The sequence below is a fragment of the Pseudomonas sp. SJZ103 genome (assembly GCF_007828335.1).
Classification (GTDB): Bacteria; Pseudomonadota; Gammaproteobacteria; order Pseudomonadales; family Pseudomonadaceae; genus Aquipseudomonas.
Genome location: NZ_VIUN01000003.1, coordinates 255435 through 280322 on the forward strand (window position 1 = coordinate 255435; position 24888 = coordinate 280322).

At 63.0% G+C, this 24888-nt stretch carries 27 protein-coding genes; 22 read left to right on the plus strand and 5 right to left on the minus strand.

The features are described from left to right. Positions 1-118: 118 nt before the first annotated feature. Positions 119-553, plus strand: coding sequence for a thioredoxin TrxC (gene trxC / locus FBY10_RS09240; protein ID WP_065925687.1), 435 nt, complete (start codon positions 119-121; stop codon positions 551-553). Positions 554-641: 88 nt separating this feature from the next. Here the strand turns inward: trxC and FBY10_RS09245 are convergent, their stop codons facing one another. Continuing rightward, on the minus strand, positions 642-857 hold the full coding sequence (locus FBY10_RS09245; RefSeq protein ID WP_145335944.1) for a DUF6124 family protein: 216 nt from the start codon (positions 855-857) through the stop codon (positions 642-644). 470 nt (positions 858-1327) lie between these two features. Further along, entirely contained in the window at positions 1328-2098 is a 771-nt protein-coding gene (locus FBY10_RS09250) for a ParA family protein (protein ID WP_053139210.1), read from the minus strand. Between the two features lie 336 nt (positions 2099-2434). Here FBY10_RS09250 and FBY10_RS09255 point away from each other — a divergent pair, with 336 nt between their 5' ends. Genes FBY10_RS09255 through FBY10_RS09350 form a run of 20 tightly spaced genes read left to right on the plus strand, consistent with a single transcriptional unit; the run spans position 2435 to position 19689 of the window. Continuing rightward, positions 2435-3154, plus strand: coding sequence for a beta-ketoacyl synthase chain length factor (locus tag FBY10_RS09255; protein ID WP_131696838.1), 720 nt, complete (start codon positions 2435-2437; stop codon positions 3152-3154). After that, positions 3130-3942: a 1-acyl-sn-glycerol-3-phosphate acyltransferase gene (locus tag FBY10_RS09260; protein ID WP_131696839.1), complete on the plus strand. Its 813-nt coding sequence runs from the start codon at positions 3130-3132 to the stop codon at positions 3940-3942. The genes FBY10_RS09255 and FBY10_RS09260 overlap by 25 nt, the downstream gene beginning before the upstream one ends. Then, complete coding sequence (locus tag FBY10_RS09265; protein WP_145335942.1) at positions 3920-4189, plus strand: phosphopantetheine-binding protein; 270 nt, start codon at positions 3920-3922, stop codon at positions 4187-4189. The genes FBY10_RS09260 and FBY10_RS09265 overlap by 23 nt, the downstream gene beginning before the upstream one ends. A gap of 9 nt (positions 4190-4198) precedes the next feature. After that, entirely contained in the window at positions 4199-4453 is a 255-nt protein-coding gene (locus FBY10_RS09270) for an acyl carrier protein (protein ID WP_003187949.1), read from the plus strand. Further along, on the plus strand, positions 4450-4995 hold the full coding sequence (locus tag FBY10_RS09275; RefSeq protein ID WP_053139203.1) for a hypothetical protein: 546 nt from the start codon (positions 4450-4452) through the stop codon (positions 4993-4995). Before FBY10_RS09270 ends, FBY10_RS09275 begins: the two co-directional genes overlap by 4 nt. Then, positions 4992-6662 carry an acyl-CoA synthetase family protein gene (locus FBY10_RS09280; RefSeq protein WP_145335940.1) on the plus strand — a complete coding sequence of 557 codons (1671 nt, stop codon included), beginning with the start codon at positions 4992-4994 and terminating at the stop codon, positions 6660-6662. The genes FBY10_RS09275 and FBY10_RS09280 overlap by 4 nt, the downstream gene beginning before the upstream one ends. Then, entirely contained in the window at positions 6655-7389 is a 735-nt protein-coding gene (locus FBY10_RS09285) for a glycosyltransferase family 2 protein (protein WP_131696843.1), read from the plus strand. Before FBY10_RS09280 ends, FBY10_RS09285 begins: the two co-directional genes overlap by 8 nt. Next, a complete protein-coding gene (locus tag FBY10_RS09290; protein ID WP_131696844.1) occupies positions 7386-8321 on the plus strand; it encodes a glycosyl transferase in 936 nt (311 codons plus the stop codon). Before FBY10_RS09285 ends, FBY10_RS09290 begins: the two co-directional genes overlap by 4 nt. After that, a complete protein-coding gene (gene hutH / locus FBY10_RS09295) occupies positions 8305-9846 on the plus strand; it encodes a histidine ammonia-lyase (protein ID WP_131696845.1) in 1542 nt (513 codons plus the stop codon). The genes FBY10_RS09290 and hutH overlap by 17 nt, the downstream gene beginning before the upstream one ends. Continuing rightward, positions 9839-10264, plus strand: a complete 426-nt coding sequence (locus FBY10_RS09300; protein WP_145335938.1) for a thioesterase family protein — start codon at positions 9839-9841, stop codon at positions 10262-10264. Before hutH ends, FBY10_RS09300 begins: the two co-directional genes overlap by 8 nt. After that, positions 10261-10851, plus strand: a complete 591-nt coding sequence (locus FBY10_RS09305) for an outer membrane lipoprotein carrier protein LolA (protein ID WP_145335936.1) — start codon at positions 10261-10263, stop codon at positions 10849-10851. The genes FBY10_RS09300 and FBY10_RS09305 overlap by 4 nt, the downstream gene beginning before the upstream one ends. Further along, a complete protein-coding gene (locus FBY10_RS09310) occupies positions 10841-13153 on the plus strand; it encodes an MMPL family transporter (protein WP_145335934.1) in 2313 nt (770 codons plus the stop codon). Before FBY10_RS09305 ends, FBY10_RS09310 begins: the two co-directional genes overlap by 11 nt. A 33-nt stretch (positions 13154-13186) precedes the next feature. Then, positions 13187-14434, plus strand: a complete 1248-nt coding sequence (locus tag FBY10_RS09315; protein ID WP_256663414.1) for an NAD(P)/FAD-dependent oxidoreductase — start codon at positions 13187-13189, stop codon at positions 14432-14434. Next, positions 14431-15165 carry a class I SAM-dependent methyltransferase gene (locus FBY10_RS09320; RefSeq protein ID WP_145335932.1) on the plus strand — a complete coding sequence of 245 codons (735 nt, stop codon included), beginning with the start codon at positions 14431-14433 and terminating at the stop codon, positions 15163-15165. The genes FBY10_RS09315 and FBY10_RS09320 overlap by 4 nt, the downstream gene beginning before the upstream one ends. Beyond that, positions 15162-15644 (plus strand): hypothetical protein, encoded by a 483-nt coding sequence (locus FBY10_RS09325; protein WP_131696850.1) that lies wholly within the window; start codon positions 15162-15164, stop codon positions 15642-15644. The genes FBY10_RS09320 and FBY10_RS09325 overlap by 4 nt, the downstream gene beginning before the upstream one ends. Next, complete coding sequence (locus tag FBY10_RS09330) at positions 15641-16807, plus strand: beta-ketoacyl-[acyl-carrier-protein] synthase family protein (protein ID WP_145335931.1); 1167 nt, start codon at positions 15641-15643, stop codon at positions 16805-16807. Before FBY10_RS09325 ends, FBY10_RS09330 begins: the two co-directional genes overlap by 4 nt. After that, entirely contained in the window at positions 16804-17265 is a 462-nt protein-coding gene (locus tag FBY10_RS09335) for a hotdog family protein (protein ID WP_131696852.1), read from the plus strand. The genes FBY10_RS09330 and FBY10_RS09335 overlap by 4 nt, the downstream gene beginning before the upstream one ends. Then, positions 17262-17990, plus strand: a complete 729-nt coding sequence (gene fabG / locus FBY10_RS09340; RefSeq protein WP_145335929.1) for a 3-oxoacyl-ACP reductase FabG — start codon at positions 17262-17264, stop codon at positions 17988-17990. The genes FBY10_RS09335 and fabG overlap by 4 nt, the downstream gene beginning before the upstream one ends. Continuing rightward, positions 17990-19216, plus strand: coding sequence for a beta-ketoacyl-ACP synthase (locus FBY10_RS09345; protein WP_131696854.1), 1227 nt, complete (start codon positions 17990-17992; stop codon positions 19214-19216). Before fabG ends, FBY10_RS09345 begins: the two co-directional genes overlap by 1 nt. 26 nt (positions 19217-19242) lie before the next feature. Continuing rightward, the gene (locus FBY10_RS09350; protein ID WP_145335927.1) at positions 19243-19689 is read left to right on the plus strand and encodes a hypothetical protein; all 447 of its coding nucleotides are present in this window, start codon (positions 19243-19245) and stop codon (positions 19687-19689) included. Positions 19690-19735: 46 nt separating this feature from the next. Here the strand turns inward: FBY10_RS09350 and FBY10_RS09355 are convergent, their stop codons facing one another. Then, on the minus strand, positions 19736-20629 hold the full coding sequence (locus FBY10_RS09355; protein WP_145335925.1) for a LysR family transcriptional regulator: 894 nt from the start codon (positions 20627-20629) through the stop codon (positions 19736-19738). A gap of 172 nt (positions 20630-20801) precedes the next feature. Here FBY10_RS09355 and FBY10_RS09360 point away from each other — a divergent pair, with 172 nt between their 5' ends. Further along, positions 20802-22028, plus strand: coding sequence for an MFS transporter (locus tag FBY10_RS09360; protein WP_205885663.1), 1227 nt, complete (start codon positions 20802-20804; stop codon positions 22026-22028). Between the two features lie 115 nt (positions 22029-22143). On the opposite strand, the gene hemE is transcribed toward FBY10_RS09360, so the two are convergent. Both hemE and FBY10_RS09370 read right to left on the minus strand, forming a co-directional pair. After that, positions 22144-23211 carry a uroporphyrinogen decarboxylase gene (hemE, locus tag FBY10_RS09365; protein WP_131696858.1) on the minus strand — a complete coding sequence of 356 codons (1068 nt, stop codon included), beginning with the start codon at positions 23209-23211 and terminating at the stop codon, positions 22144-22146. A 241-nt stretch (positions 23212-23452) separates the two neighbouring features. Then, positions 23453-24871 carry an FAD-dependent oxidoreductase gene (locus FBY10_RS09370; protein ID WP_092489391.1) on the minus strand — a complete coding sequence of 473 codons (1419 nt, stop codon included), beginning with the start codon at positions 24869-24871 and terminating at the stop codon, positions 23453-23455. Positions 24872-24888 lie beyond the last annotated feature (17 nt).

Consider the following 24888-nt stretch of genomic DNA (forward strand, 5'->3'; position numbering starts at 1 on the left):
CAGGGCTGCTGCGCAGCCCAACGCGGGGCAAGCCCGCTCGCCACAGTCATGTATCTATCTTGATAACTATCGGCGCTGACTCCAAATAGAGACTATTGGCCATACTCAGGAGCCCACCATGTCCGACCCTCTCGTTATCCCCTGCCCCCATTGCAATGGCCTCAACCGCATCCCCGGCGAACGCCTGGGTGATACGCCCAAGTGCGGGCGTTGCAAGCAACCGGTTCTACTGAGCAAGCCTTTCGAGCTGAAGCAAGGCGACTACGCCAGTCAGATCAAGGGCGACTTGCCGTTGCTGGTGGACGTGTGGGCCGATTGGTGTGGGCCGTGCAAGTCGTTTGCCCCGGTGTTCGAGCAGGCGGCCGGGCAGTTGGAAGGCAAGTGCCGGTTGGCCAAGCTGGACAGCGAGGCCAACCAGCAGCTGTCGGCGCAACTGGGGATCCGGTCGATCCCCAGTCTGATTCTGTTCAAGAACGGCCGCGAAGTGGCGCGCCAGAGCGGGGCGTTTCCGTTGCCGCAGTTGATGAGCTGGTTGCGTAGCCAGGGGGTGTAACCGGGCCTTGAGAACAAGGCTGGACAGTGTGGGAGGGGGCAAGTCGAATCGTCGCACCGCCCCTCCCACATTTGACCGAGTGTTATCTTCAGGCCACGGGGGCTTCGCGGTCCATTATCTGGCCGACCAGCATTACGCCAAGTTCGCTCAATTGGTGGATAGCCAGGGCCACGTCGCGGTGTTCGCCGGTGAGGTCGTTGGACAGGTTGAGTAACAGGGTGCGGACGGAGGAGAAGGTTTCGTAGCTGTTGAGGATGAGGGTTTCGGTGGGGAGGTTGGCTGTAACGGTATAGAGGTTAACCATGGATCGTCTCCGAGTAGTGGAGCCGCAACCGGCCGCTACTAAACGGAGGGTGGCAGCTGTACGCAGGTTAGTAGACCGGGGAGACGCAACCGGCGCGCTCGAAAGCGCCCTCCGTACAGCCACCATCAAATTCAGGAAGCTCCTGATCGACGAATTGCCGTACGTCTCACCTCGGGCTACTAAACCCGATCACTGAACATTCGGTGACCGCAGAACCTTAGAGATGCCCATCCAGACGCACAAGCCGGCGGATTCTGGCGTACCTGTAGGCAACGATACAAGCCATACCCCCTCTAGCCAGACCCTTCCTACAGCCTCTGTGGGAAAAATCCAATCCCCGACTGAAATGCAATTCAAATGTGGGAGGGGGCTTGCTCCCGATGGCGGTGAGTCAGTCAAAGTACTCGTGACTGATACACCGCCATCGGGAGCAAGCCCCCTCCCACAGAGGTTTTGTGTCGCCAGCAAAATCAGGCGTTTTCCAGCAGGTTATGCAACTCCACAAATTGCAGAGTGAGCTTGTGCCGTGGGTCCAGGTGGATCAGCGGCTTGTTCTCCTGGTGCGACTCGCGCATGCGCACCGAGCTGGCCAGGTACACCGGCAGCACCGGCAAGCCTTCGGCAATCAACTCATCGAGCATTTGCTGCGGCAGGCTCGCCCGCGCCTGGAACTGGTTGACCACGATACCTTCGACTTCCAGGCCTTCGTTGTGGTCTTCCTTCAATTCTTCGATTTCGGCCAGCAGGCCATACAGTGCCTGGCGCGAGAAGCTGTCGCAATCGAAGGGGATCAGCACACGATCAGCGGCAATCAGCGCCGAAACCGCATAAAAGTTCAGGGCTGGCGGGGTATCCAGGTAGATCCGGTCGTAATCCTCGCTCAGCTCATCCAGCAGCTTTCGCAGCTTGTTGATCTTGTGCTTGGCTTCAAGCTTGGGCTGCAAGTCCGCGAGTTCGGCGGTCGCGGTGATGACGTGCAGGTTGTCGAAGGGTGTTTCGTAGATATCCACCTTGTTCTTCTTCGAAAACGGCCCGGAAGACAGGGTTTGCTTGAAAAAGTCCGCGATCCCCATAGGGATGTCATCCCCGGTCAGCCCGGTGAGGTACTGGGTCGAGTTGGCTTGTGCATCGAGGTCCACCAACAGGGTTCGATAGCCTTCGCTGGCGCTGACCGCCGCCAGGTTGCAGGCAATGCTGGACTTACCAACACCGCCTTTTTGATTGAACACCACGCGCCGCATGGAAAAACCTCCGTGTATCAATGAATGTCCGAGTGTAGAGGGCAAAAGCGCCTGTTAGCTACCTCGTTCATCGATGCATTGCTGCATCGCATCTGCCCTGTCATACGTCGCGGACAAGTGAAAAGGAAGTGTCCGACGATCCAACTTGCCCCCCATTGAAGGACAATCTGTAAATCTTCCCCACTATTTGTAATCGGCCGTGCACATTTCTTTACCAAAGTTTGCTAGAACCCCACGGCACCGGGATAATGCGCGTCATTCGGCGATTGCTCCCTGTCCCGGTATTCGGGGCCAAAAGCCGCACATGGAAGCCCGCAGGGGCGGGATAACTTCTCAGTGATCAACTTCAACATCGCCCAATGGCGTGCCTGGGCTCCTGGCCTGGAAAGCACGGACGACTGGCACGCCTGGTGCCAGGCCCCGGTGTTGCTGCCTGCCAGCGATGCGTCCCCCGACGTGTCATTCCTGCCGGCCATGCAGCGCCGCCGCCTGAGCCGCCTGGCACGCATGGCATTCAGCGTGGGCTGGCCGTTGGCCGAAGGCCTGCAAGACCTGCCGCTGGTGTTTATTTCCCGGCATGGCGAAACCCCGCGCACCCTGGACATCCTCAGTGACCTGGCCAACGACCAGCCGCTGTCGCCGACCCAGTTCAGCCTGTCGGTGCATAACGCGGTGATTGGCCTATGGTCGATCCTGCGCAATGAAACCAGCGAGATGACGGCCCTCGCCGCTGCAGGCGATGGCCTGGAGCACGGCATGCTCGAAGCCGCCGCGCTGCTCAATGAAGGCGCCCCGGCAGTATTGCTCGTGATCACCGAAGAACAGCCACCCGAGGCCTACGCCAGTTGGATCGTTGACGTGCCCTTCCCCTACGCCCTCGGCCTGCTGCTGACACCAGGCGACGAGTGGCAACTGGAACTCACCGCGAGCACTGTCCAACTCACTCAAACCCAGTGGCCCCACGCCCTGAACCTGCTGCGCACCCTGCTCACCGAACAGGGCGCCTGCCAACATGCCTGGAAGAACCGTGTATGGAACTGGCAACGCAAGCCGTGAACGAAAAGCCACGGGATGCCTACTACTGGCGCCTGTTCGCCACTGCCGCCAGCTTCTTCGTGTTTGGCGTCGGCGGGTTGTGCCTGCGTTTGCTGGTGTTTCCCTTGCTCAGTTGCCTGCCGGGCAACGTCGAAAGACACCAGCGCCGCGCCCGTCATACCATCAGCAAGCTGTTCTGGTTCTTTATCCGCATGATGCAGCGCGCCGGGGTGCTGACCTACAGCGTCGAAGGCGCCGAAAGGCTCGGCCAGCCGGGCCAGATGATCATCGCCAACCACCCGTCGCTGATTGACGTGGTGTTCCTGATCGGCCTGATGCGCCAGACCAATTGCGTGATCAAGCAGAGCCTGTTTCAAAACCCGTTCACCCGTGGCCCGGTGCGCGACGCGAGCTATATAAGCAACGACGGCAGCGCGGACATGCTCGACGCCGCCGCCGACGCCCTGCGAGAAGGCCAGACGCTGATCATCTTTCCCGAGGGCACCCGCACCACACCCGGCGTGGCGCCCGCCTTTCATCGCGGGGCCGCTGCCATTGCGCTGCGTGGTGCGACAATCATCACCCCGGTGGTGATCAAGGTCAGCCCCACCACCCTGACCAAGGCCGAACCCTGGTATCGCATCCCGAAACGCCGTTTTCACTTCAGTTTGCGGGTGGGTGCCGATATAGAACCACAGGCGTTCGCAACACTGGGGCCCGCGCCCCAGGCCTCACGCAAGCTCAACGATTACCTGCACCACTATTTCATTAAGGAGCTCGCCGAAGATGAGCGACCAACAACGCCTTGAGCACGACATAAAGATACTGATCATCGAGGCCCTGGGCCTGGAAGACATCAGCGCCGACGACATCGGCAGCGACCAGACCCTGTTCGGCGAAGGCCTGGGCCTGGATTCGGTAGACGCCCTGGAATTGGGCCTGGCGATCCAGAAAACGTACGGCATCAAGATCGATGCCGACGCCAAGGACACACGCGATCACTTCACCAACGTGGCCAGCCTTGCGGCGTTCGTCACGGCCAGACAGGCAGCTTGAGACCGGACCATGCAAACTCGTGACGATATTTTCAACACCCTGCGCGATGCCTTGGTGGAACTGTTTGAACTGCCGCCGGAACGCGTCACCCTCGACGCCAACCTGTACCAGGACCTGGAAATCGACAGCATCGATGCCGTGGACCTGATTGACCATATCAAGCGCCAGACCGGCAAGAAGATCGCTGCCGAAGAGTTCAAGGCCGTGCGCACCGTGAACGACGTGGTTGAGGCGGTGTACCGTCTGGTCCAACCCGCCGCATGAGCCGGCTGATCGGCCTTGGCCTGTTGTTGGCGGGGCTGCTGTACCCCTTTGCGGTGTATTACGGCACCGAGCACTTTGCGCCGTGGCAGTTCGGGTTGCTGCTGGGCAGCCTGTGGCTGCTCCGCGCGTTTACCGGTGCCCGCCGCCCCGGCAGCCGCTGGATGGCGTTGGCAGTGATCGTGTTTTGCCTGGCCCTGGCCTGGTTCGATAACCCGCACCTGTTGCGCTGGTACCCGAGCCTGGTCAGTGCGTTCATGTTGGCGCTGTTCGGCCTGAGCCTGAAATACGGCCCGCCGATGGTAGAGCGCCTGGCGCGCATGACCGACCCGGTACTGCCGCCAAACGCGATTGTGTATACGCGCCAGGTCACCGTGGTGTGGTGCGTGTTTTTTCTGTGTAATGGCCTGCTCGCCGCTGCCCTCACCCTATGGGCGCCGTTGAGCTGGTGGACGTTGTACAACGGCTTGATCGCCTATGGGCTGATGGGGCTGTTGTTTGCCGTGGAATGGCTGGTACGACAAAGGGTTCGAGGCCGCGTATGAATGGGTTGAATCTTGAGCACCTGTTGCTCGAGCCGCTGGAACAGCGTTTGGTGACCACCGAACCTGCGATGAATCACGCCCAGCTGTGGGAACACTCCCTGAGCCTGGCGGCCGGGTTGCAAGCGCGTGGCATCCAGCGCCTGGCCCTGCACCTGGAAGACGCAGGCCTGCTGGCAATTGCACTGCTGGGCGCCTGGCGCGCCGGGGCCAGCGTGCTGCTGCCCGCCGATCTGCAACCCCAGACCCGCCAACGCTGGGACGCGGTTGTCGACGCCTGGCTGACTGAAGCGCCAGACCTGGACGCGTTGTATCAAGCGCCGTTGAGCCCGGCCGCCCTCGACCTGGACACCTGCCAACTGAGCCTGTGCACCTCCGGTTCCAGCGGCGAACCCAAGCGTATCGACAAGACCCTGCGCCAACTGGCCAATGAGGTCAAGGCCCTGGAAGCGTTGTGGGGTGCAGACCTTAAAGACGCCTGCATCATCGGCAGCGTCGCCACCCAGCACATCTACGGTTTGCTGTTCCGCGTGCTGTGGCCGCTGTGCGCCGGGCGCAGCTTTGTGCGCCGCCAGCTGGCTTTTCCGGAAGACATGCAACGCGCCAGCCGCGAATACCCGCAATTCGCCTGGGTCGCCAGCCCGGCGCTGCTCAAGCGCATGGGCGACAACCTCGATTGGCCAGCGCTTAGCCAGGTATCGCGGGTGTTCTCGTCGGGCGGTGCCTTGCCCATCGAGGCGGCCAGCAGTCTTTACGAGCGCTTGCAGCAATGGCCGACAGAGATTCTCGGCAGCTCGGAAACCGGTGGCATCGCCTGGCGCCAGGGCGCGCAACCCTGGCAGCCGTTCGCCGATATACACCTGAGCCAGGATGCCGACGGTGCACTGCGCATCGCTTCGCCTTACTTGCCCGTCGGGCATATAGAGCAAACCGCTGACGCGGCGCGCATCCATGCCGATGGTCGCTTCGAGCTGCTCGGGCGCCTGGACCGTATCGTCAAGCTGGAAGAAAAACGCATCTCCCTGCCCATGCTCGAACAGGCGCTGATGGCCCACCCGTGGGTCGCCGAAACGCGCCTGGGCGTGGTGCAGGAAAACCGCGCCTCACTCGGCGCGCTGGTGGTGCTCAGTGCCGACGGCCTGCACGCCCTGCGCAACCAGGGCCGACGCACCGTCACCCAGACCCTGCGCCAACATTTAAGCCAGCATTGCGAAGCCCTGGCGCTGCCGCGCCGCTGGCGGCTGCTGCGCCAGCTGCCGCTGAATGCCCAGGGCAAACTGCCCCAGGCCGATGTAGCCGCATTGCTGCTGGCGCCCCGGCCAAAAGCACCGGAAGTGCTGGAGCAAATCGAAGTCGATGGCGAATGGACCGTGCAGATGATCGTCCCGCCGGACCTGGCCTACTTCAGCGGGCACTTTCCGGTCACACCTGTGCTGCCCGGCGTGGTGCAAGTGGAATGGGCATTCAACCTGGGCCAGCAACTGCTCGACCTGCCCGCGACCTTTGCCGGCATGGAAGTGCTCAAGTTCCAGCAACTGGTACGCCCCGGCGACCGCATCGAACTGCACCTGCGCTTCGACCAGGAACGCAGCAAGTTGTATTTCGCCTATCGCAACGGCGTCGCGGCCTGCTCCAGCGGCCGGATCCAATTGGAAGCCGCCCATGCATAACCCCTGCGCCCTGATCCCGGTCTACAACCACGAGGCCGCTGTGCCCGCCGTGGTCCACAGCCTGTTGAGCAGCGGCCTGCCGTGCCTGTTGGTCGACGACGGCAGCAGCCCAGCCTGCGCAGCGGTACTGGCGCAATTGGCGGACCTGGATAACGTCACCCTGCTGACCCTGCCGAACAATCAAGGCAAAGGCGGCGCGGTGATGGCCGGGTTTCGCGAAGCGGCACGCCTGGGCTTCAGCCACGCCTTGCAGGTCGACGCCGACGGCCAGCACGACCTGCGTGAAGTCGAGACGTTTATCGACGCTTCCCGCAGGCAGCCCAACGCAATCATCTGCGGCTACCCCGAATACGACGAAAGCGTGCCCAAAGGCCGTTTGTACGCGCGTTACCTGACCCACGTGTGGGTGTGGATCAACACCCTGTCGCTGCAGATCCGCGACTCGATGTGCGGCTTTCGTGTGTACCCGCTGGCCCCGGTGCTGGCCCTGATGGACTCGGCCTACATCGGCACGCACATGGACTTCGACTCCGACATCCTGGTGCGCCTGGCCTGGCGTAACCAGCCGATGCGCTGGCTGCCGACCCAGGTGCATTACCCTGCCGACGGCCTGTCGCACTTCCGCCTGTTCCGCGACAACGTACGCATCAGCGCCATGCACACCCGACTGTTCTTCGGCATGCTGGTGCGTGCACCGCTGATCCTGTGGCGACGGTGGCAGGCATGAGTGACAGCACCAAGCACTGGGCCGACCGCGAAGAGCGCGGCAGCTACTGGCTGATGAAATTCACCGCCCTCGCCGCCAAGGTCCTCGGCCGCCGCCTGCTGAGCCCGGTGCTGTATGGCATCGTGTTGTACTTCTTCCTGTTCGGCCGCACCGCGCGCCAGAGCGCCTGGCAATACCAGCAGCGCCTGGCCGACTGGAGCGGGCGCGACGAACTGCGCCCCAGCCAGCGCAAAGTCTTCGCCCAGTTCATGGCCTTCGCCGACGCCCTGCTCGACAAACTCGACGTGTGGAACGGCAAGCTGCGCCTGGAACAGATCGAGATCAACGACCCGGCGAAACTGCGCGGGCAACTGCGCGGCGAGCGCGGCCAGATGCTGGTCGGCGCACATTTGGGCAACCTCGAAGTGTGCCGCGCGCTGGCGGAAATCGGCGAAAAGGTCACCATGAACGTGCTGGTGCACACCAAGCACGCCGAACGCTTCAACCGCCTGCTGGGCGAAGCCGGTGCCACCCACTTGCGCCTGATACAGGTCAGTGAGCTGGACCCTGCCACCATGCTGCTGCTCAGCCAGCGCCTGGACGACGGCGAGTGGCTGGCGATTGCCGGCGACCGCGTGCCCTTGCATGGCGGGCGCACGGTGCGCGTGGATTTCCTCGGCCATGACGCGGCCTTCCCCCAAGGCCCGTGGCTGCTGGCGGGCCTGCTGAAATGCCCGGTCAACCTGCTGATGTGCCTGAAACACCAGGGCCGCTATCGCCTGACCATCGAGCCCTTCGCGCAATTGATCGAATGGAAACGCAGCACCCGCGAGCAGGTCATCGCCCTGTGGACCGCGCGCTACGCCGCACGCCTGGGCCAGTTCTGCCTGGAAGCGCCCCAACAATGGTTCAACTTTTACCCTTTCTGGAAGACCGATGACGACGCATCTTGAGCCGGTAACCTTTGGCGAACGCCCCCTGCGCATCGAAGACGTGCTGGCCCTGGCCAACCGTCAGGTGCCTACCCAGCTGCAAAGCGATGCCGCGTATCGCCAACGCATTGCCAAGGGCGCGCAGTTCCTCGACTCGCTGCTGGACAAGGAAGGCGTGATCTACGGCGTAACCACCGGCTACGGTGACTCCTGCGTGGTCGCGGTGCCGTTGCAACATGTCGAGGCCCTGCCCCGTCACCTGTACACCTTCCACGGTTGCGGCCTGGGCAAGTTGCTCGACGCCCAAGCCACCCGTGCGGTGCTGGCGGCGCGCTTGCAGTCGTTGTGCCACGGTGTCTCCGGGGTGCGCGTGGAACTGCTGGAGCGCCTGCATGGGTTCCTCGAACACGACGTGCTGCCGCTGATCCCGGAAGAAGGCTCGGTGGGCGCCAGCGGTGACCTGACGCCGTTGTCCTACGTGGCCGCGACCCTGTCCGGCGAGCGCGAAGTGCTGTTCCGGGGCGAGCGTCGCCTGGCCGCCGACGTGCACCGCGAACTCGGCTGGGAGCCGCTGGTACTGCGTCCCAAGGAAGCCCTGGCGCTGATGAACGGCACCGCGGTGATGACCGGCATCGCTTGCCTGGCCTTTGCCCGTGCCGACTACCTGCTGCAACTGGCCACACGCATCACCGCGCTGAACGTGGTGGCGCTGCAAGGCAATCCGGAACACTTCGACGAGCGTCTGTTCGCCGCCAAGCCACATCCGGGGCAGATGCAAGTCGCCGCCTGGCTGCGCAAGGACCTGGCGATCGACGCGCCGACCGCGCCGCTGCATCGCCTGCAGGATCGCTACTCGCTGCGCTGCGCGCCCCACGTCCTCGGCGTGCTGGCGGACAGCCTGAACTGGCTGCGCTCGTTTATCGAGATCGAGCTGAACAGCGCCAACGACAACCCGATCATCGACGCTGAGGAAGAGCGCGTGCTGCATGGCGGGCATTTCTACGGTGGGCATATCGCCTTTGCCATGGACAGCCTCAAGACCCTGGTGGCCAACGTCGCCGACCTGCTCGACCGCCAGCTCGCGCTGCTGGTGGATGTGCGCTACAACCACGGTCTGCCGAGCAACCTGTCCGGCGCACCGGCTGACCGCGCGATGATCAACCATGGCTTCAAGGCCGTGCAGATCGGCACCAGCGCCTGGACCGCCGAAGCGCTGAAAAACACCATGCCGGCCAGCGTGTTCTCGCGCTCCACCGAGTGCCACAACCAGGACAAGGTGAGCATGGGCACCATCGCCGCCCGCGATGCGATCCGCGTGCTGGAACTGACCGAACAGGTCGCCGCCGCCACTCTGCTCGCCGCCAACCAGGGCGTGTGGCTGCGTGCCCAGGCCGACGACGCACGGCCGTTGCCACCGGCGCTGGCGGCCATGCATGCAGAGCTGGCCCAGGACTTCCCGCCGGTCATCGAAGACCGCGCCCTCGAAGGCGAACTGCGCCTGTGCCTGCAACGCATCGCCGAGCAACACTGGAGGCTGCATGCGTAGCCCTGGCGTATTGCACAGCGACACCGAAATCCTCGTGCCGTTTTTTGACGTCGACACCATGAACGTCGTCTGGCACGGGCATTACGTGAAGTACCTGGAAGTCGCACGCTGCGCGCTGCTGGACAAGATCGGCCACAACTACACGGCGATGCTCGAAGCCGGCTACGCCTGGCCGGTGATCGACATGCAACTGCGCTATGTGCGCGGTGCGGTGTTCGGCCAGACGATCAACGTGCGCGCCAGCCTGGTGGAGTGGGAGAACCGCTTGAAGGTCAACTACCTGATCACCGACCTGGCCAGCGGCGAGCGTCTGACCCGCGCCAGCACTGTGCAGGTAGCGGTGGAAATCGCCAGTCGCGAGATGCAATTGGCCTCGCCCAAAATATTCACCGACGCCGTCGACAGGGCCTTGTCATGAAACTGATCACCTTCCTCGGCGCGTTGCTGCTGTCGCTTCAAGCCCAGGCCTTCGACCTGCAACAACTCAGCGACCAGTTGGCCAAACCCTCAGTGATCCACGGCAGCTTCACCCAGGAAAAACACCTGCGTGCGCTGCCGCAACCGTTGGTCAGCAAGGGCACCTTCGTCCTGGCCAAGGACCACGGCCTGCTGTGGCTGCTGAAAACCCCGCTGCAACAGGACTACCGCATCAGCGCCCAGGGCATCGCCCGTCGTGACGCCAACGGCTGGCAACTGCTGCCGAACAAGAGCGCCGGTGCCGAACAGAACCGTCTGTTCCTCGCCGTGCTCCAGGGCGACAGCAGCGGCTTGCAGCGTGACTTCGAGCTGCAACTGCAAGGCGAAGCCCGGCAATGGAAGCTCACGCTGATCCCGCGCTCACTGCTGCTCAAGCAGGTATTCACCCAGATCAATATCGACGGCGGTGAGCTGGTACACACCATCGAACTGCTGGAAACCCAAGGCGACAGCACCGTACTGCGCATGCAGGACAGCACCGCCGGCCAGCCATTGAGCGACGCGGAGCAACACGACTTTGCCCAGTGAGCGTCTATTGCCGCGCCTGTTCCTGATCCTGCTGGTGGCCGTGCTGGCCCTGGCCGGTTGGCAGTGGCGCCACGGCGCACCGCTGTCGGCCAACCTGATGGAGCTGGTGCCGGGCAGCACGCCGGACGCCTTGGAGTTGCAAGCCGAACAGCGCATGCAGGAGCCGCTCAACCGCGAAATACTGGTATTGGTGGGGCACGCCGATCGCCAGCAAGCGGTGGCCGTGGCGCAGCAATTGGGCGAACGCTGGCAGGCCAGCGGCTTGTTCGAGAAGGTCCAATGGAACCTGCAAGCCGACCTGCCGGCGCTGCGTGAGCAGTTGCTGCGCGGGCGGCTGGCGATGCTCTCGGCCAAGGACCGCGAACAACTGATCGACCACCCCGACGCGTTCATCCAGCAACGGGTGCAGTCGCTGTTCGACCCCTTTACCGGCTTCAGCCTGGTGCCGAGCCAGGACGACTGGCTCGGCCTGACCGGGCGCATCCAGAACAGCCAGCCGCAACACGGCTCGGTGCAACTGGACATCGGCAGCGGCGCCTTGATCGCCGATGCCGACGGCAAGAGCTGGGTGCTGCTGCGCGCACGCACCACCGGCAATGCCTTCGACATGAAACTGCCGCTGCAAGTAGCGGATTTGCTCCAGGCCAGCCGCACGCAGGCCAGCGAACACGGCGCGCAATTGCTCGCCGCCAGCGGTTTGCTCTACGCCGCCAATGGGCAGCAACAGGCCACGCGGGAAATCACCTGGGTTGGCGGTGGCGCCACCGTCGGCATCCTGCTGTTGCTGTTGCTGGCGTTCCGCCGCTGGCGAGTGCTGCTGGCGTTTGTGCCGGTGCTGGTGGGCATGCTGTTTGGTGCCGTCGCTTGCGTGGCGCTGTTCGGCCATATGCATGTGATGACCCTGGTGCTCGGCTCCAGCCTGATCGGCGTCGCGGTGGATTACCCGCTGCACTACCTGTCGAAAAGCTGGAGCATGAACCCCTGGCGCAGTTGGCCGGCATTGCGCCTGACGCTGCCAGGGCTGAGCCTGAGCCTGGCCACCAGTTGCATTGGCTACCTGGCGTTGGCCTGGACGCCGTTTCCGGCCTTGACGCAAATCGCGGTGTTCTCCGCCGCGGGTCTGATCGGCGCCTACCTGTCAGCGGTGTGCCTGCTGCCGGCACTGCTCAAGGGTGTCGAACTGCGCCCGGCGCAGTGGCCGCTGCGCATCGCCGAGTGCCTGTGGCTGGTGCGGGCTTCCTTGCTCAAGCGCGTGCCGAGCCCATTTTTGCTGGCGTGGGTACTGTTGTTCTGCGCCGGTGGCCTGTGGCAGCTGAACAGCAAAAACGATATTCGCCAGTGGATCGGCGCGCCGCCGCTGTTGCTGCAAGAGGCACAGGCGGTGGCACGCATTACCGGTTTCCAGCCCACCAGCCAGTTTTTCCTGATACGTGCGGATAACCAGCCGCAGTTGCTGGAGCGGCAAGCCGCCCTGGGCCAACGCCTGGACCAACTGGTGAATATGGACAAGCTCCAGGGTTACCTGGCGCTCAACCAACTGGTCAGCCTGCCCGCCGAACAACAGCAGCTGCGCGATGCCCTGAGCGCACTTCCACACCATTGGCAGCCACTGTTGGACCTCGGCGTGCCCGCCAGCGCCCTGCAAGCCGAAGTCGCGCAACTGCAAGCGCTACCTACCGAAGACATCGACGCTGCGCTGGTGGGGCCGTTGGCCGAACCCTGGCGCACGCTGTGGCTCGGCCCGGTGGACGGCGGTGTGGCGGCCATGGTCAGCCTGCAGGGCTTGAACAACCCGGCGCTGCTGCGGGTGCAGGCCGTGGATCTGCCCGGCGTGCAGTTGGTGGATCGCCTCGGTGATTTGAACCGTGTATTCGCCGACACGCAGATCAGCGCCGCCGAATTGAAGTTGATGTCGTGCGTGCTGATCGTGCTGTTACTGATCCTGCCGTTCGGCGTTGGTGGTGCCTTGCGCATCGTCGCCCTGCCGTTGCTGGCGGCGCTGTGCAGCCTGGCCAGCCTGGGTTGGCTGGGCCAGCCGTTGACCCTGTTCAGCCTGTTCGGGTTGCTGCTGGTCACGGCCATCAGTGTCGACTATGCGATTTTGATGCGCGAACAGATCGGCGGCCCTGCTGTCAGCCTTTTAGGCACACTGCTGGCGGCACTGACAACCTGGTTGTCATTCGGCCTGCTGGCGGTGTCCAGCACCCCCGCAGTGAGTAATTTCGGCCTGTCGGTCAGCCTGGGCCTGGCATTCAGCTTTATGCTGGCGCCCTGGGCCGGCCAACGGAAACATGCCTCATGAATGTAGTTATCGCCAAAGCGGCAAGGAGCCCTCGTGCCCATAGTTGAAATGGAACGTCGCCAGGTGGTGGTGATTGGTGCCGGGCCATCCGGCGCGATTGCCGCCGCGCTGTTGAAGCGCAAAGGGCATGATGTATTGATCATCGAGCGCCAGCATTTTCCGCGCTTCTCGATCGGTGAAAGCCTGCTGTCGCACTGCATCGATTTCATCGAAGAAGCCGGCATGCTCGACGCCGTGCAGGCCGCGGGTTTCCAGGTAAAAACCGGTGCCGCGTTTGCCTGGGGCGAGCGTTACAGCGCATTTGATTTCGGTGACACCTTCAGCAACGGCAAGCCGACCACCTTCCAGGTGCAGCGCGGCGAGTTCGACAAGTTGCTGGCCGATCAGGCAGCCCAGCAAGGCGTCGACATCCGCTACGGCGAAACCATCGTCGGCGTGGATTTCTCCGGTGAGTGCCGCTACCTGCATGTGCGCCGCGAGAACGGCAGCGAGTACCACATCAAGGCCAAGTTCGTGCTCGATGCCAGCGGCTACGGCCGTGTGCTGCCGCGCCTGCTCGACCTGGAGGCACCGTCGAATTTCCCGCTGCGCCAGGCGGTGTTCACCCACGTTGAAGACCGCATCGAACACCCAGGCTTCGACCGCACCAAGATCCTGATAACCACACACCCTACGAAGCGCGACATCTGGTTCTGGACCATCCCGTTCAGCAACGGTCGCTGCTCGGTGGGCGTGGTTGCGGCCAAGGAGCATTTCGACGGTCGCGACGCTGACCTCGACGCCTGCCTGCGCGGCTTTATCGACGAAACCCCGAGCTTGTCCGGCGTGCTGCATAACGCCGTATGGGACACGCCAGCGCGCACCATCGGCGGCTACTCGGCCAACGTCAAAACCCTGCACGGCCCGGGCTTTGCGCTGCTGGGCAATGCGGCGGAATTCCTCGACCCGGTGTTCTCCTCCGGTGTGACCATCGCCATGCGTTCGGCGAGCATGGCCGCTGGCGTGCTGCATCGTCAGCTCAAAGGCGAGACCGTAGACTGGCAAACCGAGTTTGCCGAGCCGCTCAAGCGCGGTGTCGACACCTTCCGCTGCTACGTCGAAGGCTGGTACGCCGGTACGTTCCAGGATGTGATTTTCCACGCCGGCAGCTCACCGGAAATTCGCCGGATGATCAGCTCGATCCTCGCTGGCTATGCATGGGACGAGCGCAACCCCTTCGTCAGTGAGCCCAAGCGGCGGTTGCGGATGTTGTCGGAAATTTGTGCAGGGGATCCCGCGTGAGCAGTCGGTACTTAAGTAAGAACTATGTTGAGGAAACCAAGTTCGGCTTCTGGTTCCTACGCAGCCACACGTGGCAGCACCATGTGTTGCGCGTGGCGATCAATGACTTGCGCAGCCGCTTCAGCGAACCCCTGCCCGAGGCCCCGGTGTTGCTGGACGCCGGTTGCGGCCAGGGCAAATCCTTCAAGTTGCTGCAGCAGGTGTTTGCGCCTTCCCGCCTGATCGGCCTGGATGCCGACCCGCACAGCCTGGAACTGAGCCGCCAGGAAGCCGCTCGCCAAGGCCTGGACGTCGAGCTGATCGGCAGTGACTGCGCCACCCTCGACGTGCCGGATGCCAGTATCGACATCCTGTTCTGTCACCAGACCTTCCATCATCTGGTCGAACAGAAACGTGCGTTGAGCGAGTTCTATCGGGTGCTCAAGCCTGGCGGTTACCTGTTGTTTGCCGAATCCACCGAAGCCTATATCGACACCTGGGTGATCCGCTGGCTGTTCCGCCACCCGATGCACGTGCAAAAAAGCGCCGAAGAATACCTGGAGATGCTCCGCGAGCAAGGCTTCACCTTCGGCCCGCAGAACATCTCGTACCCGTACCTGTGGTGGAGCCGCTCCAGCGACTTCGGCCTGTTGGAACGCTGGGGGTTGCGCAAGGCGCCGCCGGTGGGCCAACGCGAAGAAACCCTGGTCAACTGCGTGGCGCGCAAACCCCTGGCGAGCACCACACCATGATCCGCCTGCTGTTGATGGGTTGCCTGTTGCTGCTGAGTGCCTGCGCCAGCCAGCCGCCGCTGCCTGAAAAAACCCCGGCCCTGACCCTGCCGCTGCAATTGCATGTGCAGCGCCTGGAAGGCGGCCAGAGCCAGGACTGGCTGCTGGTGATCCAACGCGAAGGCGCTGGCATTCGCTGGTCGATGATGGACCCGCTGGGCATCCCCCAGGCTCGGCAAAAACTGATCGATGGCCAGTGGCAGGCCGATGGTCTGCTGCCGCCCAATCCTCAGGCGCGTGAGCTGTTTGCCGCCCTGTTGTTTGCCTTGAGCTCGGCGGATGAGGTCCGCGCACTCTATCCCGGCGCCCAGGCGATGGGCCTCACGCGCACCCTGCCGGGCCATTGGCAAATCGTCTATCAATCCTCAGAGGTGTTCAGCGTGAACATGGCAGGCCAGCCCCTGAGCTACCGTATTACGCCACTCGGTGCCGCCCGATGACCGCCTACCTCAACGCCCTCGGCGTGATCTGCGCCCTCGGTCGGAACCCGGCTGAAGTCAGCCGCAGCCTGTTTGCCGGTGATTGCTCAGGCATGCGCGCTGAAAGTGGCTGGGTGCCGGAGCGCGTATTGCCGGTGGCGGGTGTGCACGGCGAGTTGGCGATTATCCCGGTGGAGCTCGGCCAGCAGAGCAGCCGCAACAATCAGTTGCTGCTGGAAGCGGCGTTGCAGATCGAAAGCGAGATTCGCCAGGCCATCCACACCTACGGCGCCTCACGGGTCGGCATTGTGCTGGGCACCAGCACCTCGGGCATCGATGAAGCCAGCCGCGGCATCGCCCAGTATTTACGCGACAAGCACTTCCCCGGCGACTATGACTACCAGCAACAGGAACTCAGCGCGCCGGCGAATTTCCTCGCCGACTGGCTGCAACTGAGCGGCCCGGCCTATGTGATCTCCACCGCCTGTACGTCCAGCGCCCGCGCGCTGATGAGCGCCCAGCGCCTGCTCGACCTGGGGGTATGCGATGCGGTGATCTGCGGCGGCGTGGACAGCCTGTGCAAGCTGACCCTCAACGGCTTCAGCGCGTTGGAAGCAGTGTCCAACGAGCGCTGCAATCCATTTTCGGTGAACCGCAACGGCATCAATATCGGTGAAGCGGCGGTGCTGTTTGTGATGAGCAAAGCCCCTGGGCCCATTGCCCTGCTGGGCTGCGGTGCAAGTAGCGATGCGCACCATATCTCCGCGCCGGAACCCACCGGCAAAGGCGCGTTGCAAGCGATGCGCAAGGCGCTGGCCAGCGCGAAGCTTGCACCCGAGCAGATCGGCTACCTGAACCTGCACGGCACCGCCACCCAACACAACGACGCCATGGAAAGCCTGGCCGTCGCCAGCCTGTTCCCCAAAGGCGTGGCCTGCTCGTCGACCAAACCCATGAGCGGCCACACCCTGGGCGCGGCCGGTGCGCTGGAAGCCGCGTTCTGTTGGCTGAGCCTGGCCCACGGCCGGGTGCCGCCCCATGTGTGGGACGGCCAGGCCGACCCCACACTGCCCGCCTTGCAATGGGCTCTCAGCGACGAAACCCTGGATAAACCCTGCCTGATGAGCAACTCGTTTGCCTTCGGCGGTAACAACGTCAGCCTGATAATCGGAGCCGCCCCATGACCGATTGGCCACTCGCCGAACTGTTGCCCCACGCGGGCGACATGATCCTGATCGACCAGGTGCTGTCGTTCGATGAAGAGCAGATCCACACCCGCCTCACCGTCAAGCCGGTCGGCCTGTTCAATCGCCCTGACGGCAGCCTGCCGGCCTGGGTCGGTATCGAGCTGATGGCACAAAGCGTCGCCGCCTACGCCGGCTGTCGCGCCCGTCAAAAGGGTGAAGAGGTGGAACTGGGCTTCCTGCTCGGCACACGCAAGTTCGAGTGCAACGTGGAACACTTCCCGGCCGGCGCCGAGTTGAACATCCACGGCCTGCGCTCCCTGGAAGACGACAACGGCATGGGTGTGTTCGAATGCCACTTGAGCGGTGACGGTATCCAGGCCAGCGCGCGCCTGAACGTATTTCGACCGCCCCAGGCGGCCAACTATTTAGATGACTCGAAGGACGAAACGCCATGACTGAATCCGTACTGGTCACCGGCTCCAGCCGTGGCATCGGCCGCGCCATTGCCCTGCGCCTGGCCCAGGCCGGGCATGACATCGTGCTGCATTGCCGCAGCGGGCGGGCCGAAGCCTGCGCGGTACAGCTCGAGATTCAAGCCTTGGGCCGCCAGGCGCGGGTGCTGCAATTCGATGTGGCCGACCGCGCCGCGTGCAAGGAAATCCTTGAAGCCGACGTGGAGCAACACGGCGCTTATTACGGCGTGGTGCTCAACGCCGGCCTGACCCGCGACGGCGCCTTCCCGGCCTTGTCGGAAGACGATTGGGACGTGGTGATGCGCACCAACCTCGATGGTTTCTACAACGTGCTGCACCCGGTGATGATGCCGATGATTCGGCGTCGCGCGGCCGGGCGTATCGTCTGCATCACCTCGGTCTCGGGACTGATCGGCAACCGTGGCCAGGTCAACTACAGCGCCTCCAAGGCCGGCCTGATCGGTGCGGCCAAGGCGTTGGCCATCGAGCTGGGCAAGCGCAAGATCACCGTCAACTGCGTTGCGCCCGGCTTGATCGACACCGCCATGCTGGATGAAAACGTACCAGTGGAAGAACTGATGAAGATGATCCCGGCGCAACGCATGGGCACCCCGGAAGAAGTCGCCAGTGCGGTGAATTTCCTGATGTCGGCCGAAGCCGGCTATATCACGCGCCAGGTCCTGGCCGTGAATGGAGGCCTGTGCTGATGAAGCGCGTCGTCGTCACCGGCATGGCCGGCGTGACCTCCCTGGGCAGCGACTGGGACACCATCGCCGCCAACTTTCGCGCCAACCGCAGCGGCATCCGGCGCATGGACGAGTGGGATCGCTTTACCGAATTGAACACGCGCCTGGCCGGGCCGATCGATGATTTCGTCGTGCCCGCCCACTGGACGCGCAAGCAGCTGCGCAGCATGGGCCGCGTCTCGCGCCTGGCGGTATGGGCCGCGGAGCAGGCGTTGCAGGACGCGGGTTTACTCGGTGACGAGTCGATCAAGGACGGGCGCATGGGCGTCGCTTGCGGCTCATCCACCGGCAGCACCGACGAGATCAAGGCGTTCGGCAATATGCTGCTGAACTCGGTGGCCGAGGGGCTCAATGCCAATTCCTACGTGCGCATGATGCCGCACACCACGGCGGCGAATATCAGCATTTTCTTTGGCCTCACCGGGCGGCTGATCCCCACGTCCAGCGCCTGCACCAGCGGCAGCCAGGGCATCGGCTACGCCTATGAGGCGATCAAGTTCGGTCGCCTGCCGTTGATGCTCGCCGGCGGCGCCGAGGAACTGTGCCCCACCGAAGCCATGGTGTTTGATGCGCTCTACGCCACCAGCCTGAAGAACGATGCGCCGCAGACCAGCCCGCGCCCCTACGACAGCGGCCGCGATGGCCTGGTGATCGGCGAAGGTGGCGGCATGCTGGTGCTCGAAGAGCTGGAACACGCACTGGCGCGGGGTGCGCATATCCATGCCGAGATCGTCGGCTTTGGCAGCAATGCCGACGGCCAGCACACCACCCGCCCGGAACAGAAAACCATGCGCCGCGCCATGGAACTGGCCCTGGAAGATGCGGGCCTGGAGCCTGTCGCCATCGGCTACGTCAACGGCCACGGCACCGCCACCGACCAGGGCGACATCGCCGAAACCCAGGCCACCAGCAGCCTGTTCGGCAGCCGCATGCCCATCAGCTCGCAGAAAAGCTTCCTCGGTCACACCTTGGGCGCCTGCGGGGCGCTGGAGTCATGGTTCAGCATCGAGATGATGAACCGCGACCAGTACGTGCACACCTTCAACCTGGATTCCGTCGACCCGCAATGCGGCGCGCTGGATTACCTGCAGGGTGAATTTCGCGAGATGCACCACGACTACGTGATGAACAACAACTTTGCCTTTGGCGGCGTCAATACGTCGCTGATCTTCCGCCGCTGGTCCTGACTTTTTAATCGATTGGAGAATACGGAATGTCTTCCTTGCTACGCGCTACGCTGATCACCCTGGCCCTGCTGACCACCGCCGGCTGTACCAGCAAACCGGTCCTCAACACCCAGCACGACCTGCCGGCCGATGCCCAGGTCAGTGAAGAGAAAATGAAAACGGTGATCGTCAACGCCCTGCAAAAACGCGAGTGGACGGTGCAACGCCTGAGCCCGCAGCTGGTGCAGGCCGAGATCACCGTGCGCAACCAGTACTACGCGGCCATCGACATCCGCTACACCCGCAACAGCTACGCCATCACCTACCGCGACAGCCGCCAGTTGGGCTACAAGGACGGCAAGATCCATCGCAACTACAACCGTTGGGTGAACAATCTGGACAGCGACATCATGGCGGGATTGCGCAGCAATGGTGTGAGTGGTGAGGCAGGGTCGGCGGCGCAGTTGTTCGAGCAGACGGGCACCTCAAAGTAAAACCAAAGCCAGGCACAAGCTCTGTGGCGTGCCCGTTCACGGTGAGTTATTGCACCGCCTTGCGCGTCAATAACTCCACAAACGCCTTCGCCATCGGCGTTTGTGCGCCTTTGCGCTGCACCAGCCATACCGCCGTCACCGCCTCCTGATCCAGCAACGTGCGATAGACCACACCATCGATCCGTATCCGTTGATAGGACGCCGGCAAAACCGACACACCCAAGCCCGCCGCCACCAAACCGATAATGGTCATCGCCTCCCCCGCTTCCTGGGCGAAGTGCGGGCTGAAGCCGGCATCGCGGGCCAGGTTCAGCAGTTGGGCATACAGGCCACTGCCGTAAGTGCGCGGGAAAAACACAAACGGCTCCTGCGCCAGTTGCGCCAAGTGCAGGCCGCTCTCGCTGCCCTCCACCAACGGATGACCGGCATTCAACACAGCGACCAGCGGTTCACGCATCAGCTCGATGACGGTCAATGAATCCGGCAACGGCAACGGGCGCATCAGCCCAACCTGAATCGACTCATCCACCAGCGATTCGGCCACTTCGGTGCTGCTCATTTCCTGCAGGTTCAGGTGCACGGCCGGGAAGGCCTGGCGAAACGCAAAGATCGCCTGCGGGATGCTGGAGTTGAACGGCGCCGACGAGGTGAAGCCGATCTTCAACTCGCCCAGTTCACCCAACTGTGCACGGCGGGCCACATCCGCCGCCTTGTCGACCTGGGCCAGTACCAGCCGCGCCTCGTGCAGGAACAGGCGCCCGGCCTCGCTCAGCTCGACCCGACGATTGGTACGCTCGAATAACCGAGCGCCCACCTCCTGCTCCAGCGCCTGGATCTGCTGGCTCAGCGGCGGTTGCGAGATGCCCAGCACCTGCGCGGCGCGGCCGAAGTGCAGCTCTTCGGCGACGGCGATGAAGTACCGCAGGTGACGTAATTCCATACCAGCCTCATTAGGTCGTAAAAGCTATCAAACAGGTCGAACAATATATTGGAAAGAATCATTAGCCAGCTATATTCTTTTTCACATTGCCGGTCCTGGCACGCCCTTCCTCCCCGAGGTCCCCGTGAAATCTGCTGTCGCTCCATACGCTCAAGAAGTCCCACCCACCGCACTGGATGAGGTAGTGGCGCAGCTCAACGACGCGTATATCGAAAAAGGCACGCCGATGTTCATGCGCACGGTGCTGGCATTGTTCTCCGGCGGTTTCGCCACGTTCGCCCTGCTGTATTGCGTGCAACCGATGATGCCGGCACTGTCCCACGAGTTCTCGATCAATGCGGCGCAGAGCAGTCTGATCCTGTCGGTGTCCACGGCGATGCTGGCGCTGGGTCTACTGATTACCGGGCCGATTTCCGACACCCTGGGGCGCAAGCCGGTGATGGTCGCCGCGTTGTTCTGCGCCGCGCTGGCGACCATTGCCAGTGGCTTGATGCCGTCCTGGGAAGGGATCCTGCTGATGCGTGCGCTGGTGGGCCTGTCCTTGAGCGGCCTGGCTGCCGTGGCGATGACTTACCTGAGCGAAGAGATCCACCCCCAGCACATCGGCCTGGCCATGGGCCTGTACATCGGCGGCAACGCCATCGGGGGCATGAGCGGGCGCCTGATCATCGGCGTACTGATCGACTTCGTCAGCTGGCACACCGCAATGCTGATCATCGGCGCCCTGGCGCTGATTGCCGCCACGGTGTTCTGGAAGATCCTTCCCGAATCGCGCAACTTCCGCGCCAGCAGCCTGAAGCCGCGCAGCCTGGTAGATGGCTTCGTTATGCACTTCAAGGACGCCGGCCTGCCGTGGCTATTCCTTGAGGCTTTCCTGCTGATGGGTGCGTTCGTGACGATGTTCAACTACATCGGCTATCGCCTGCTGGCGGACCCGTACGATCTGAGCCAGGCCGTGGTGGGCCTGCTGTCACTGGTGTACCTCTCGGGCATCTACAGCTCGGCGAAAGTCGGCTCCCTGGCCGACCGCCTCGGCCGCCGCCGCGTGCTGTGGGCCACCATTGTGCTGATGCTCGCCGGCATGGCCCTGACTCTGTTCACCCCGCTGTGGCTGGTGGTGCCGGGCATGCTGATCTTCACCTTCGGCTTCTTTGGCGCCCACTCGGTGGCCAGCAGCTGGATCGGGCGCCGCGCAGTGAAAGCCAAGGGGCAGGCGTCGTCGCTGTATCTGTTTTGCTATTACGTGGGATCGAGCATCGCCGGCACCGCGGGCGGGTTCTTCTGGCACTTCGGTGGATGGAACGGCATCGGCGCGTTTATCGTGGCGCTGTTGATAGGTGCGTTGCTGGTGGCGTTGAAGCTGGCGAAGTTGCCACCGTTGGGGCGAACAGCAGCTTGAAGTACTGCTGAAAAAACCGCTTCACAGCGTTTTTTTCGCAACAGGCTTGCGCTTCATCCGTTGACCTCAAACAAAAACGCCCGGCATAAGCCGGGCGTTTTTTATTGGGCTGCAATTACTCGTGATACTGCGCCGACAACTCATGCACCGCACGCAGGAACGCGCCGGCATGCTCCGGGTTCACTTCCGGAGTGATGCCATGGCCGAGGTTGAACACGTGGCCGCTGCCTTTGCCGTAGCTGGCCAGGATGCGACCGACTTCGGTGCGGATCGCTTCCGGCTTTGCGTACAGCACGGTCGGGTCCATGTTGCCTTGCAGCGCGACCTTGTCACCGACACGACGACGGGCGTCGCCAATGTCACAGGTCCAGTCCAGGCCCAATGCATCTGCGCCAGCATCGGCGATGCTTTCCAGCCACAGGCCACCGCCCTTGGTGAACATGATGACCGGCACTTTACGGCCTTCGTGTTCACGGATCAGGCCGCTGACGATCTTGCGCATGTAGGCCAGGGAGAACTCCTGGTACGCCGCCGCCGACAGGTTGCCGCCCCAGGTATCGAAGATCTGTACGGCTTGCGCACCGGCCATGATCTGCCCGTTGAGGTAGGACGTGACCGACTGGGCCAGCTTGTCCAGCAACAGGTGCATGGCCTGCGGGTTGTCGTAGAGCATGGCCTTGGTCTTGCGGAAGTCTTTCGACGAGCCGCCTTCGACCATGTAGGTGGCCAGGGTCCATGGGCTGCCGGAGAAGCCGATCAGCGGCACGCGGCCGTTCAGCTCGCGGCGGATGGTGCTCACGGCGTCCATCACGTAGCCGAGGTCTTTGTGTGGATCGGGGATCGGCAGGGCTTCGATATCGGCCAGGGTGCTGACGACTTTCTTGAAACGCGGGCCTTCGCCGGTCTCGAAGTACAGGCCTTGGCCCATGGCGTCAGGGATTGTGAGGATGTCGGAGAAGAGGATGGCCGCGTCCAGTTGAGGGTAGCGGTCCAGTGGCTGCATCGTGACTTCGCAGGCGAACTCCGGGTTCATGCACAGGCTCATGAAGTCGCCGGCGTGGGCGCGACTGGCGCGGTATTCCGGCAGGTAGCGACCGGCTTGACGCATCATCCACACGGGGGTGACGTCCACGGGTTGCTTGAGCAGGGCACGAAGGAAACGGTCGTTCTTGAGGGCAGTCATGTCGGCATCCGCAAAAAAAGTGCGGGCATTTTCTCAGAGCGCGACGCAAAAGGCACGGCAAGAGCGGTGCCTTTTGTCTATCGGGTTGATTTACGACAATATCTTGAACCTGCGCAAATCAAATGTGGGAGGGGGCTTGCCCCCGATTGCAGTGTGTCAGTCTCAGAATCTGTCACTGAACCACCGCTATCGGGGGCAAGCCCCTCCCACATTTTGATCCCATTTCAACCTGGGATCAGGGTTAGACGTTCAGGTAGTCCAGGATCCCTTCGGCGGCATTGCGGCCTTCGAAGATCGCCGTCACCACCAGGTCAGACCCGCGCACCATGTCGCCACCGGCGAAGATTTTCGGGTTGCTGGTCTGGTGCTTGTACTGGCCTTGTTCCGGGGCCACGACACGGCCCTGGCTGTCGGTCTGGATCTCGAACTGCTCGAACCACGGCGCCGGGCTTGGACGGAAACCGAAGGCGATGACCACGGCGTCGGCCGGGATGATCTCTTCGGAGCCCGGGATCGGCTCGGGGCTGCGACGGCCACGGGCGTCCGGTTCGCCGAGACGGGTCTCGACCACCTTCACGCCTTCGACGCGGTCTTCGCCAACGATGGCGATCGGCTGGCGGTTGTAGAGGAACTTCACGCCTTCTTCCTTGGCGTTCTTCACCTCTTTGCGCGAACCGGGCATGTTGGCTTCGTCACGACGATACGCACAGGTCACCGACTTGGCGCCCTGGCGGATCGAGGTACGGTTGCAGTCCATCGCGGTGTCGCCACCGCCGAGTACTACGACCTTCTTGCCTTTCATGTCGACGAAATCTTCCGGCGACTTTTCAAAGCCCAGGTTGCGGTTGACGTTGGCAATCAGGAAATCCAGCGCGTCATATACGCCCGGCAGGTCTTCACCGGCAAAGCCACCCTTCATGTAGGTGTAGGTGCCCATGCCCATGAACACGGCATCGTATTCGGCGAGCAGTTGCTCCATGGTCACGTCTTTGCCGATTTCGGTGTTCAGGCGGAACTCGATGCCCATGCCGGTGAACACTTCACGACGGTTGCTCAGTACGGTTTTTTCCAGCTTGAACTCGGGGATGCCGAAGGTCAGCAGGCCGCCGATTTCCGGGTTCTTGTCGAACACCACCGGGGTCACGCCACCACGCACCAGCACGTCGGCACAGCCCAGGCCCGCCGGGCCCGCACCGATGATCGCCACACGCTTGCCGGTCGGCTTGACCTTGGACATGTCCGGACGCCAGCCCATGGCAAACGCGGTGTCGGTGATGTACTTCTCCACCGAACCGATGGTCACCGCGCCGAAGCCGTCGTTAAGGGTGCACGCGCCCTCGCACAGACGGTCCTGCGGGCACACCCGGCCGCAGACTTCCGGCAGGGTGTTGGTCTGGTGCGACAGCTCGGCGGCGGCGAGGATGTTGCCCTCGGCCACCAGCTTGAGCCAGTTGGGAATGAAGTTGTGCACCGGGCACTTCCATTCGCAATACGGGTTACCGCAACCCAGGCAGCGGTGGGCCTGGTCGGCCGAGTGCTGGGGTTTGAAGGGCTCGTAGATTTCCACGAACTCTTTCTTGCGTTGACGCAACAGTTTCTTCTTCGGATCTTTGCGCCCGACATCGATGAACTGGAAGTCGTTATTCAGACGTTCAGCCATGTTAAAACCTCATCAAA

Excerpts from the sequence above, each read along its gene's own strand:
- trxC (WP_065925687.1), top strand. The coding sequence starts at position 119 with ATGTCCGACCCTCTCGTTATCCCCTGCCCCCATTGCAATGGCCTCAAC.
- FBY10_RS09245 (WP_145335944.1), bottom strand. The coding sequence starts at position 857 with ATGGTTAACCTCTATACCGTTACAGCCAACCTCCCCACCGAAACCCTC.
- FBY10_RS09250 (WP_053139210.1), bottom strand. The coding sequence starts at position 2,098 with ATGCGGCGCGTGGTGTTCAATCAAAAAGGCGGTGTTGGTAAGTCCAGC.
- FBY10_RS09260 (WP_131696839.1), top strand. The coding sequence starts at position 3,130 with ATGGAACTGGCAACGCAAGCCGTGAACGAAAAGCCACGGGATGCCTAC.
- FBY10_RS09265 (WP_145335942.1), top strand. The coding sequence starts at position 3,920 with ATGAGCGACCAACAACGCCTTGAGCACGACATAAAGATACTGATCATC.
- FBY10_RS09270 (WP_003187949.1), top strand. The coding sequence starts at position 4,199 with ATGCAAACTCGTGACGATATTTTCAACACCCTGCGCGATGCCTTGGTG.
- FBY10_RS09275 (WP_053139203.1), top strand. The coding sequence starts at position 4,450 with ATGAGCCGGCTGATCGGCCTTGGCCTGTTGTTGGCGGGGCTGCTGTAC.
- FBY10_RS09280 (WP_145335940.1), top strand. The coding sequence starts at position 4,992 with ATGAATGGGTTGAATCTTGAGCACCTGTTGCTCGAGCCGCTGGAACAG.
- FBY10_RS09285 (WP_131696843.1), top strand. The coding sequence starts at position 6,655 with ATGCATAACCCCTGCGCCCTGATCCCGGTCTACAACCACGAGGCCGCT.
- FBY10_RS09290 (WP_131696844.1), top strand. The coding sequence starts at position 7,386 with ATGAGTGACAGCACCAAGCACTGGGCCGACCGCGAAGAGCGCGGCAGC.
- hutH (WP_131696845.1), top strand. The coding sequence starts at position 8,305 with ATGACGACGCATCTTGAGCCGGTAACCTTTGGCGAACGCCCCCTGCGC.
- FBY10_RS09300 (WP_145335938.1), top strand. The coding sequence starts at position 9,839 with ATGCGTAGCCCTGGCGTATTGCACAGCGACACCGAAATCCTCGTGCCG.
- FBY10_RS09305 (WP_145335936.1), top strand. The coding sequence starts at position 10,261 with ATGAAACTGATCACCTTCCTCGGCGCGTTGCTGCTGTCGCTTCAAGCC.
- FBY10_RS09325 (WP_131696850.1), top strand. The coding sequence starts at position 15,162 with ATGATCCGCCTGCTGTTGATGGGTTGCCTGTTGCTGCTGAGTGCCTGC.
- FBY10_RS09330 (WP_145335931.1), top strand. The coding sequence starts at position 15,641 with ATGACCGCCTACCTCAACGCCCTCGGCGTGATCTGCGCCCTCGGTCGG.
- FBY10_RS09335 (WP_131696852.1), top strand. The coding sequence starts at position 16,804 with ATGACCGATTGGCCACTCGCCGAACTGTTGCCCCACGCGGGCGACATG.
- fabG (WP_145335929.1), top strand. The coding sequence starts at position 17,262 with ATGACTGAATCCGTACTGGTCACCGGCTCCAGCCGTGGCATCGGCCGC.
- FBY10_RS09345 (WP_131696854.1), top strand. The coding sequence starts at position 17,990 with ATGAAGCGCGTCGTCGTCACCGGCATGGCCGGCGTGACCTCCCTGGGC.
- FBY10_RS09350 (WP_145335927.1), top strand. The coding sequence starts at position 19,243 with ATGTCTTCCTTGCTACGCGCTACGCTGATCACCCTGGCCCTGCTGACC.
- FBY10_RS09355 (WP_145335925.1), bottom strand. The coding sequence starts at position 20,629 with ATGGAATTACGTCACCTGCGGTACTTCATCGCCGTCGCCGAAGAGCTG.
- hemE (WP_131696858.1), bottom strand. The coding sequence starts at position 23,211 with ATGACTGCCCTCAAGAACGACCGTTTCCTTCGTGCCCTGCTCAAGCAA.
- FBY10_RS09370 (WP_092489391.1), bottom strand. The coding sequence starts at position 24,871 with ATGGCTGAACGTCTGAATAACGACTTCCAGTTCATCGATGTCGGGCGC.